This window comes from Phaeovulum sp. (assembly GCF_047638075.1).
GTDB lineage: Bacteria > Pseudomonadota > Alphaproteobacteria > Rhodobacterales > Rhodobacteraceae > UBA6197.
The window spans coordinates 1-9,648 of record NZ_JBLJBV010000011.1 but is presented as its reverse complement, the minus strand read 5'-3'; the positions used below and the strand labels follow the sequence as shown (position 1 = coordinate 9,648).

The following is a 9,648-nucleotide window of genomic DNA, read 5'->3' as shown; positions in this document are numbered from 1 at the left end:
CCGAATGCCCGCCACACGGGCCATGATCGTGCGACGCTGGAAAACCGTGCCAGCCTCTATGCCGATGCGGGTGCGGAAAATCCGGAACGCTGGTAAGGCAAGACCCGCAACGGACAACCCGCAGGACTCAACCCCGAACACGAAATCAACGCCCCTGAAATCAGAGGCGCCGCATGAAATCGGCGGACAACTGCTTTGACAAACGCCGCCATTGATCCAGTTTGACATCAGCCAACTTGCGCGGCAGGGATCGTCGCCTGTGAATTGCGTTCCATCAAGGGCAGGTTGTCATTTTTGACGGAAAAGCTGACCTTTGTGGCAGGGTGCGCCAACTTACACAGTGCGGGCAAAACGAACCTTCGCGGTTGACCAAACAATGTCCGCTATGTGTTGGTTCTAACGTCAGACTGCGGGAAAAATTGGGTCTGACGAAACGCGCGCACCCGGAACCTGACGGCGGGCTTGGCTTTGGTTGAAATCCGTAGAATGAAACAAGATTGGGCCCCACGACACGCGGAGCCCTTCTGTTCATGACCACGATATCCACCGGACGCGGATTGGGCCGGCAATCGTAGTCCCAAGAAAAAGCACCCGATCCAATGCTGACAATCAGACCGGGTGATGGGAGGTTCTTACGCGGGGCGTGCGCCTTTGCTGCGGTAGTAGAAGATCACCCCACCCAATACGGCACCGATGACCCAGGCATAGCCGCTAAGCTGGCTCAGCACCGGGACCCACACGGTTGCAACGGAGAAGATTGCGGCGAGGGCGAAGGCGACCAATGCGTGTTCATTCCAGCCATTGCCATAGTGGTATTCGCCGCCGTTCATGTTGTAGAGCGCGTCGCGGTTTAGCTCTTGCTTGCGCAGCAGGTAGTAGTCGACGATCAGGATGCCGTAGAGCGGGGCCAGCGTCGCGCCAAGCGTGTTGACGAAGCCGTCGATACCGACATTGCTGATGAACGCAGTCCAGAGACCACCGATGATTAGGGCGAAGCCTGAGGTGATCAAACCGGCCATGCGGAAGCTGATTTTGGACGGCGCCAAGTTTGCGATGCCGTTTACGGCGGGGATGAAGTTGCCCACCAAATTGATGCCGACTGTCGCCGCAAAGAAGGTGATGGCAGCGATGATGCCCAAGATCACGCTATCAGTGCGCTCCACAATCTCGGTCGGGTTGATGATTGCCTCGCCGTAGACAACAGCAGCACCCGCCGTCGTCAACAGGGCCAGCGCCGAAAACAGGATCATGTTGAGCGGCAGGCCGGCAAAGTTGCCCTTGACCATTGCGTTCTTGTCCTTGGCATAGCGCGAAAAGTCACTGAAGTTGATCATCACGGCCGCAAAATAGGCTACCATCGTGCCAACAATTGCGACAAACCCGTTGATCTCGGTGTGCCATGTGCCCTCAGGGCTTGCAAAAATAGTGCGCGCCGCACTGAACAATTGGCCGTCCGACTTAATCCAGAGAACAACCACCAGACCGATCATCACCGCATAAACAAATGGACCTGCAATGTTCAGGAAGGTTTCAACCCAGTTCATGCCGCGCCAGAAAATGACGATGTGGAAGACCCAGACGACCAAGAACGAGACCCAATCAATCGCGGTGAGCCCGAGGAACTCCGATCCACCGTCGGCCCCAGTGATCGAGTGAATCAACAGCGCCACGGCGGTCGAGGCGAAATAGACCTGCACGCCATACCAGAATACCGCCACGGTAGCGCGTAAAATGCTTGGCAGTTTCGCTCCGGCGGTGCCCATGCTGGCACGTGCAAAGACCGGATAGGGAATGCCGTATTTCTCGCCGGCGGCCCCCGAGAGGTTGACGAGGAACATTACGAACAGGCTGGCCGTGATCAAGGCGGCAAAGGCGGTCCAGCCGCTGACATGGAACGAGATAAAAAGCGACGCGACCAACGAATAGCCGAAAAGCGACTGAATATCGTTAGCCCAAACATTGAAAATGGCGAACCATCCCCAGGATTTCTCCTCACTGGTAACTGGGCGCAGCGTGTCGCCGCCTCCTTGCGTGTGATCGGTGTGTGTCGTGTCCATATCCCATTCTCCCCTAAGTCGATTTCGAACAAACACAGAAGCTCGCCAATTCGCTCTCGCGTTCACGTTATCTGCCATTGCAACTAAAATGTTACGCATTATTTTAGAAAGCATAGTAGATGGAACATCAAGAAAGGTCCTTCATGATTTTCTTGAAAATCTGCTTCAGGTTTAACTGTAAGGTAATGGGCTATGGTCGCTGAAAACACTGACACTCCCGCGAAAACCGCAAAGACGCCGCCTGATCTGTTGAACGAGCGCGCCTATCAGGCCCTTGTGACGCAGTTGCGGGACGGTCGCCTGACCAGTGGCAGTTTCATGTCCATACCCATGCTTGTCGACCGGCTTGAAATGCCAATCGCGGCGGTGCGTGACGCGGTCAAGCGCGCTGAGGTCAGCGGGTTGTTCACGGTGATCCCGAAACGCGGCGTCATGGTCATGGACTCTGGCGCACAGACAACGCGCGAGTGTCTTGAGTTGCGGGCCATGTTTGATGGTGAGGGGGCAAGGCGTTTGATCGAAGAAAACCGCGACATTCCCCTGGCCAGTCTTAGGGCTGCCCATGAATGTCTGCGCGACGATGCTTTGGCCAAACCAACATCGCAACTTTCCCTCCGCGCTATCGAGACCGACCTGTCGCTTCACGACGCGCTTGCGACTGGATTGAATTCCGCACTGGCCACACGGCTATATGCCGAAAACCGGGATAGGATTGCGGTCATCCAGAACACACGGGCATTCTTGCCGGACCGAATCGTGTCGGCCATGGACGAGCATCTTGCCATTGTCGCCGCACTAGAGACGCGTGACGTGGATGCCGCACGCAGTGCAATACGCAATCATCTGCAGAGCACGTTGCGTTGGTGGGGCGTGAGCGTTTAGATCACTGACAGCGCACTGTAAAAAGGCACCAGCCAGATGAGTCCGGCACTTACTTAGTTCAGGCAGTTGCGTGGCCCAAATAGATTGCTGATGCAAACCCTTTCCAAGGCGCGGGCCGCCTCAAGAATGGCGGCCTAGGCCAGACCGCCCATGCGCGTGATCATCGCCTCGGCGGTTTCGAGGTCGCGGCCAAAGGCCGAAAGGATGTGGGACTCGGTTTTCATCATGTCCTCTGCCAGACAATCCTGCTGGTGACGTCAGGCGCTGGGGCCGGTCCAGGCTCTGTTCACGACAGTTTTGCAATGGTGTTGCCTAAGCGGTGCGAGACCTCCGTCGGGCTTTCAGCTTGACAGTTTATGGAAGGCCCGGGGCATGAGGTCGTCGATGCGCGGCGCGGGGTGGCTGCCCGCGATGGCGGTCAGGGTTTCACGCAGGTAGGCGTAGGGATCAACAGCGTTCAGCTTGCAGGTTTCGAGCCTTGGTGCCATGCGCGCCCAGGTTCGGCCGCCCTCATCATGACCCGTTGCCCGGCAGGGTTTTGGCAAGGCCAAAATCCCGAGAGGGGGCGAAGAGTGCGTTCTTGCGATTGAGCGTTATGGGTCTGATGGTGTTTTCGACCGGGTTGGTGTCCATCTCGACGCGGCCGTCGGTCAGAAAGATTTGCGGACCATCCCAGTGGCGATGAATATGGTCAAGCTTCTCGGGTAAGCGCCCCCGGACGCTGGCCTTGATCTTGTAGAGCTGGGCGATGCGGCGCAGGCCTTCGGCGGCGATCCCGGAGCCGTCTTTTTGATAGATGCCATGCAACTTGCGCCCGTTGCCGGCAATGGTTTGCATGCAAACCATGAGAGGGGGAATGTGCCCAGCAGTAAGCCAGCGTCAGCGGCACGCCGCCCACACGTTTTGGTTCAGCCAGGGCATCGTAGCCGGTGTAACCATCGACTTGCAGGATGTCTATCGCATGGCGGCCATGGCGCCCCGTGGCATGAACAGGCGGCCGGATCGTTTGAGGTGGACCAGCATCCGGTCGACGACCAGGGCCAGATGGCAGGCTGACAGCCTCCCGCAAACTCAGTTGCAAAACGGCATGCCCGAACTCACGTCAAATCGAAACCACGGGGCTGGCACACCGCTTAGGGTGTTGTAGCAGCTTTATGAAGGCTGATCAGGCTTTCGTCGGCGCATTCGTGGCGTGGGCGCGCTGAAATTTCTTGCCGCAAGTTACCGTGCGTTGCGGGTCGTGCATTAAAGGAGTGCCGGCCTTCAAGGTTAATCGTATCAACCAACCCGATTTCCCTCGGCGTCGATCAGGGGCGTGCCGTCCTCCTTGGCCACCGGGCCGGGGGCAGCCGGTCGAGCAGGTCGAGCACGGCCTCGCTCGGGCGGCAAAGTCGAACCCCCTTGGGCGAACAGACGATGGGACGGTTGACCAAAACGGGGTGCTCAAGCATCGCGGCAAGAAGGGTTTCGTCACTCACAGTGGGATCGAGCAGCCCCAGCTCCTCTGCCGGTGATTTTGTTGTCCGCAATGCAGTGCGTGGCGTCAGATCGGCTGCGGCGAACAACGCCAATAGCTGCGGGCGGGTCCAGCCGGTGGCGAGATAGTCGATGACCACCGGCGTCTCGCCAGAAGCCTCGATGAGGCTCAGCACGTTGCGCGATGTGCCGCAGGCGAAATTGTGATGGATGACGATGGTCATGAGATGTCCTTCTCGGATGGAAACCAATGCTGAGTCCGATTGGCAAAGGCGACCAGCGACAGCATCACCGGCACTTCGACCAGAACCCCGACGACCGTCGCCAGTGCCGCGCCAGAGCCAAGCCCGAAGAGGCTGATAGCGACGGCGACGGCAAGCTCAAAGAAATTGGACGTGCCGATCAGCGCGCAGGGGGCGGCGATGTTGAACGGAATTTTCCACGCTCGCGCCGCAAGATAGGCCAGAAAGAAGATGCCGTAGGACTGGATGAGCAGCGGAATGGCGATCAGGACGATGACCAGCGGCCGCTCAAGGATGACCTCGCCCTGAAACCCGAACAGCAGCACCACGGTCAACAACAGCCCTGCGATGGAGAACGGCTGCACACGGGCCTTGAACGCCTCGACTGCCGCCTCGCCACCCTTCGCAACAAGGCCTTTGCGTGTAAAATAGCCCGCGACCAGCGGCAGCAAAACATAGAGGCCCACCGACAACAAGAGCGTGTCCCACGGCACGGCGATGTCCGTTACACCCAGCAAAACGGCCACGATGGGGGCAAACGCAAACACCATGATCACGTCGTTCACGCTGACCTGTACCAGCGTATAGGTGGCATCGCCGCGCGTCAGGTTTGACCAGACGAACACCATCGCAGTACAGGGCGCTGCCCCAAGCAGAATGACGCCGGCCAGATAGGCCTGTGCATCGTCCGGCGGGATCAGGCCGGCAAAGACATATTCAAAGAAAATTACGCCAAGCGCGGCCATTGTAAAGGGTTTGATCAGCCAGTTTACCACCAGCGTTACGACCAGTCCCTTGGGCTTGTCCCCCACCTGTCGCAGGGCCCCGAAATCGACGCCGACCATCATCGGATAGACCATCGCCCAGATCAGGACCGCCACCGGCAGGTTGACTGAAGCGATCTCCAGCGACGCCAGAAACGAAAACAGCCCCGGAAACAGATTGCCCAGAAGCAGTCCCGCGCCGATGGCAAGCGCCACCCAGACAGAAAGCCAGCGTTCAAAGGTTCCCAGACCCGCAGCAGCGGGAAGCGATGTGCCTGTCATGTCGAACTTTCGTAAGGGTGGCGTTCAGGTGGCCTTGGCGGTGCTTGGCCGCAGACTAATTCGTCGAGAACTGGTTGGCACTTTTCGGGCCTGCCGCCGCAGCATTCTTCCATCAGAAAAGCAAGCAGGCCGCGCATTCCATTGATGTCGGCGAAATAGTGGATGCTGCGACCTTCCCGTTTGCTCTGGATAAGGCCGGACCGGGCCAAGATCGCAAGGTTGGCCGACATTGTGTTCTGGCGCACCTCAAGTGTGCCACTGATATCACCGGCCGACATCCCATGCTCCCCTGCCTTAATGAGCAGGCGGAACACGTCAAGCCGGGTGGATTGGCTGAGTGCGGCAAAGGCGTTGAGAGCGCTATTCTTATCCATACATCTGGAATTATGGAAGTGATTGCCATTCGTCAAGCGGTTCCGCAAAATGCGTCCCGACTCAAAGAAGATGTCAGATCGCCCTTTGGTCGATCATCGTCCAGCAGATTGCCGGGGGCAGGCACCGATGGCCCTGACAAGGCGCGGATATGCGGCGCCCGGGATGGCATCATTGATCTTCTCGACCTTGAGCACATGGTGCCAGTTGTCGCCAAAGTCATAGACGTGATGGATGGTCCTGGTGCCGACATCTTCGAGCACATCCAGCAGGCCGGTTTTGCGTACGGGCAATGGGCCATCGTAATCGTATTCAGGATATGGGACACCCCAGCCGACACCGCCGGCCCGGAACTCATAAAGGTGGCTGTCGGTCCAGCCCATGGCAGCCTGCATCACACCGTGCAGGCGGTTCAGCTTGACCTTCAATGGCACATCGAAGCGCCAAAGCACCTGAGGATCAACATCGGACAATGTGACCTTGAGGCGCGCGACCTGCGCCACCGACACGCCCGCCGCTGTCGTCTGAAAACGGACCGACCGCTTCTCCTCATCCGTTCAAAGCCGCTTCGTTCGACGCGCCATACCAAGCCCAATAGTGTCCCCCATACAAAGCGGACACTATCGAACACACTCTACGAGCGGCTACCTTTCCATCCCCGCGCCCGACAAGACCTGCAAGGGCATCGGACCAATACCGAATGCCGAACAGATGGATACCATCACGCCTGGCCTTGTGCAGCTTGCTGGGTAGGAAACCCAGATGAAAGGTCTCCGGCTCGAAGGGTATGTCGCCCATCATTCTCTATCGATATTTGCCGCACAAGCCTGTGAACCCTGTCTCAGGTTTAAGGGCAAAAATATCGGAATTAAAAGCAAGATATCATATGTAAGAGTGATGCACAGACGTTGATTTCATTGAATTTGTCACCTCACAATTAAGAACTGCGCGACACCCACGTTCTGCAGCGACGGCAGCCGCGCCCCGGCGATATCTGGCACTTAGACGAAGTCGTCGTGGATATAGCGGGCCGGTCATACGGGCTGTGGCGCGCGGTCGATCAACACGGCATTGTGCTTGGAGAAATCCTTCAATCTAGGCGAGAGAAGCGCGCTGCAAAGCGGCTTTTGGTCAAACTGATGAAACGCTGGGGCTTCGTGCCCAATAGGATCGTTACGGACAAGCTGCGCTCTTATGGCGCCGCCAAGCGCGAGGTCGCGCCTGGCCTTGATCATTGGTCACACAAGGGGCTCAACAACCATGCAGAAAACAGCCATCTCCCTTTTCGAAAACGAGAGGGGGTGATGCAGGGTTTCCGGCCGCCGGGTAGTTTAGAACGCTTCGCATCTATGTACTCCGCAACCCGCAATCGTTTCTCTGTCCCAGCCCATCGTCGTTCCGCTCTCACCATTCGCTACCATCGGGTCGAAGCATTCGAGGCGTGGAAGCCTGCCGCAAATCGTGATTGCAGAACCCTTGACAGACCTGGTTGGTACGGCCCCCCCCTATCTCTCATTCTGCTCAGGCGACGCTCCGACCCAAGGTCCGCCGTAGACGTCCTGCACCAAGCAACGCCAGTGCGCCCAATAGAAGAGCCCCACCTGCGGGCAATGGCACCGGCGACGGTGCTGTTCCGACAGAATCGATACGCAGCGCCAAAGACCCGCCCGGGCCACTAACGAAGCTGGTCGTTGTTCCAAAGCCTAACCCCGCAATATCGAAAATCGCATTCCCGATATCAGTAAAGCCCATAACATTGAAGATATCGAAGCTGTCGCCAGCCGTCAGCGTGAATCCGTCCACAGTGAGGAAAGAGAAGATGGTGCCGCTATCGGCAAAAAGGTTGCCTGAGATATTCAGCATGTCATAGTAGCCCGGTGCCGTGCCGCCAAGCTCAATCTCGATCGTTGCAGAGAACATGTCGAGATCGCCGTCGATGGTCATGATGCCGGGGGACGAACCCGGAGCCAATAAGCCGCCGTTGATTGTGACGTCGGACAGGATCGTACCGCCGTTACCACGCAATACACCCCCGGAATTGACAATCACATTTGTCGCTTGAACCGTGCCGCCAGAACCCACAACCAACTCGGCACTGACGGGATCACCCACGAGCGCCCCCCCGGATGCGTCAAAGCCCTCTGAGATATCAAGAATAATGTCGCCGCCGACATCGAGGAGCCCGCCATTGGTAACCGTGACGATGCCATCATGTCGGCCGAAGTTCGGGCCAGTGTAGGTGTCGGGATCGTCAAAACCGACAAACCGCGTAAAGCCAACATTAAGGCCGCCCGCTGCCTCTACCGTCGATCCGGTGCCCGAGATCAACATTTCGGCCGGGGCCTCGAAACCGCCGACCCAGATGTCTCCGCTTTCCTGACCCGGCCCAGTGCCCAGGGAGGCGAGCGTGCCGCCGTCGAGCACGTCAATCCGGTCGGACCCTGCGCGTGAGAGCAGCCCGACGAAGTCGGTCGCCTCTGCTCGTGATCCGGCGCCGGTGATCAAAAGCCTGTCATCGCGGGTTTGGCTATCATTTCCGACATATATCTGGCCATAGGAGTAGGGATCGCCTGGCGTCGGCGCAGCCGACAATGTTCCCCCATTGCTGACCGTCAGAACCGATCGAGACGATGTTGCAGTTTTCGACGAACCGATAAAGACCGTTTCTGTTTCCAGGATCGAACCGGCCCCGGAAACAGTCACGTCGACATTGCCCGGCGGGGTGCCTGAATCATCCAAGCCCAAGAAGGTGCGCTCGCCCGAATAACGGCCCCCATCCAGAATATTCACTGTCGCGTCGTTTCCATGGCCGAACCATGTGGTGTCGGCCTCGATGAAGGCGCCATCGCCGGTCACGGTCAATGCGCCAGGTGATCCATTGCCGACATAGGCAAGGCCCAACCCGGTGATCCCGATCACGTCATAAGTGCCGACCTGGTTGTTCAGGGTGAGTGAAGCGACCGGAACGCCCATTGAATAGCCGATATGCAATTGACGGCCGGTCGCATCAAAAACCGGGCCGTCGATGTCATAGACTCCGGTGACGGGACTACGACCAACCCCGGTAATGTTTACGGCTGTTAGCCCCGAGGCGGATGGTTCATTGATGAAATCAGCAAAGGCCGGTTGCGACGCTATCAAGACAAGCGCGGTCGCGATAGCCGTCGATCTCTGCATCTTTTCCATATTCGTGCCCCCCTGAATTGAAAATTTATTGATAAATGGTAACATGACGTAAGAGAATGTGTCAAAATTTAGGCGTCAGGGCACCTCGATTTTTGACCGTTTTCGCGACTATGAAGCATGTGATGCAACCTGAAGTGCATTGGAACGCGCATCGAAGACCGCCAGCTGCAAGGTTGTTGCGTGCAACCTGATGATTCCCAGCCCATTTCCGGACCATTTTGCATGATGTGCCGCATGATCTGCGTTCTTGGCCGAACGTTTTCACGCCGGACACGGGTTGATGCGGCGCAGTTGAACGAGGCGGCGCATGTTGTAGGCGAGGTTCTTCATCCCGATCTCGAGTATCCGTCTTGATCAAGCCGTTTTTTTCACCCAATTTCGGTCAGC

Annotated in this window: 9 protein-coding genes and 2 pseudogenes; 2 read left to right on the top strand and 9 right to left on the bottom strand. The window is 57.7% G+C overall.

Going from position 1 to position 9,648, the window contains the following annotated elements; translation table 11 throughout:
* Positions 1–632 precede the first annotated feature (632 nt).
* Positions 633–2,057: an NCS1 family nucleobase:cation symporter-1 gene (locus tag ACM62R_RS01360; RefSeq protein WP_415182271.1), complete on the bottom strand. Its 1,425-nt coding sequence runs from the start codon at positions 2,055–2,057 to the stop codon at positions 633–635.
* A gap of 192 nt (positions 2,058–2,249) precedes the next feature.
* Here ACM62R_RS01360 and ACM62R_RS01355 point away from each other — a divergent pair, with 192 nt between their 5' ends.
* On the top strand, positions 2,250–2,939 hold the full coding sequence (locus ACM62R_RS01355; RefSeq protein WP_415182270.1) for a GntR family transcriptional regulator: 690 nt from the start codon (positions 2,250–2,252) through the stop codon (positions 2,937–2,939).
* A gap of 341 nt (positions 2,940–3,280) precedes the next feature.
* Here ACM62R_RS01355 and ACM62R_RS01350 read toward each other — a convergent pair whose 3' ends face one another.
* From ACM62R_RS01350 to ACM62R_RS01320, 7 genes and pseudogenes are all read right to left on the bottom strand, one after another.
* A complete protein-coding gene (locus tag ACM62R_RS01350) occupies positions 3,281–3,427 on the bottom strand; it encodes a transposase domain-containing protein (RefSeq protein ID WP_415182269.1) in 147 nt (48 codons plus the stop codon).
* Positions 3,428–3,452: 25 nt separating this feature from the next.
* Positions 3,453–3,776 (bottom strand): IS66 family transposase, encoded by a 324-nt coding sequence (locus ACM62R_RS01345; protein ID WP_415182268.1) that lies wholly within the window; start codon positions 3,774–3,776, stop codon positions 3,453–3,455.
* Positions 3,777–4,217: 441 nt separating this feature from the next.
* Positions 4,218–4,639 (bottom strand): annotated as a pseudogene (locus ACM62R_RS01340) (arsenate reductase family protein).
* Positions 4,636–5,703 carry an ACR3 family arsenite efflux transporter gene (arsB, locus tag ACM62R_RS01335; protein ID WP_415182267.1) on the bottom strand — a complete coding sequence of 356 codons (1,068 nt, stop codon included), beginning with the start codon at positions 5,701–5,703 and terminating at the stop codon, positions 4,636–4,638. Before arsB ends, ACM62R_RS01340 begins: the two are co-directional and overlap by 4 nt.
* Positions 5,700–6,077, bottom strand: a complete 378-nt coding sequence (locus ACM62R_RS01330; protein WP_415182266.1) for an ArsR/SmtB family transcription factor — start codon at positions 6,075–6,077, stop codon at positions 5,700–5,702. The genes arsB and ACM62R_RS01330 overlap by 4 nt, the downstream gene beginning before the upstream one ends.
* Before the next feature lie 93 nt (positions 6,078–6,170).
* Positions 6,171–6,584, bottom strand: coding sequence for a plasmid pRiA4b ORF-3 family protein (locus ACM62R_RS01325; protein ID WP_415182265.1), 414 nt, complete (start codon positions 6,582–6,584; stop codon positions 6,171–6,173).
* 40 nt (positions 6,585–6,624) lie between these two features.
* The gene (locus tag ACM62R_RS01320) at positions 6,625–6,873 is read right to left on the bottom strand and encodes a Mu transposase C-terminal domain-containing protein (RefSeq protein ID WP_415182272.1); all 249 of its coding nucleotides are present in this window, start codon (positions 6,871–6,873) and stop codon (positions 6,625–6,627) included.
* A 164-nt stretch (positions 6,874–7,037) separates the two neighbouring features.
* Here ACM62R_RS01320 and ACM62R_RS01315 point away from each other — a divergent pair.
* Positions 7,038–7,523 (top strand): annotated as a pseudogene (locus tag ACM62R_RS01315) (IS6 family transposase); the annotation flags it as partial.
* Positions 7,524–7,596: 73 nt separating this feature from the next.
* Here ACM62R_RS01315 and ACM62R_RS01310 read toward each other — a convergent pair.
* Positions 7,597–9,306, bottom strand: a complete 1,710-nt coding sequence (locus ACM62R_RS01310) for a hypothetical protein (protein ID WP_415182264.1) — start codon at positions 9,304–9,306, stop codon at positions 7,597–7,599.
* Between the last annotated feature and the right edge of the window lie 342 nt (positions 9,307–9,648).

Excerpts from the sequence above, each read along its gene's own strand:
- ACM62R_RS01360 (WP_415182271.1), bottom strand. The coding sequence starts at position 2,057 with ATGGACACGACACACACCGATCACACGCAAGGAGGCGGCGACACGCTG.
- ACM62R_RS01355 (WP_415182270.1), top strand. The coding sequence starts at position 2,250 with ATGGTCGCTGAAAACACTGACACTCCCGCGAAAACCGCAAAGACGCCG.
- ACM62R_RS01350 (WP_415182269.1), bottom strand. The coding sequence starts at position 3,427 with ATGGCACCAAGGCTCGAAACCTGCAAGCTGAACGCTGTTGATCCCTAC.
- ACM62R_RS01345 (WP_415182268.1), bottom strand. The coding sequence starts at position 3,776 with ATGCAAACCATTGCCGGCAACGGGCGCAAGTTGCATGGCATCTATCAA.
- arsB (WP_415182267.1), bottom strand. The coding sequence starts at position 5,703 with ATGACAGGCACATCGCTTCCCGCTGCTGCGGGTCTGGGAACCTTTGAA.
- ACM62R_RS01330 (WP_415182266.1), bottom strand. The coding sequence starts at position 6,077 with ATGGATAAGAATAGCGCTCTCAACGCCTTTGCCGCACTCAGCCAATCC.
- ACM62R_RS01320 (WP_415182272.1), bottom strand. The coding sequence starts at position 6,873 with ATGGGCGACATACCCTTCGAGCCGGAGACCTTTCATCTGGGTTTCCTA.
- ACM62R_RS01310 (WP_415182264.1), bottom strand. The coding sequence starts at position 9,306 with ATGTTACCATTTATCAATAAATTTTCAATTCAGGGGGGCACGAATATG.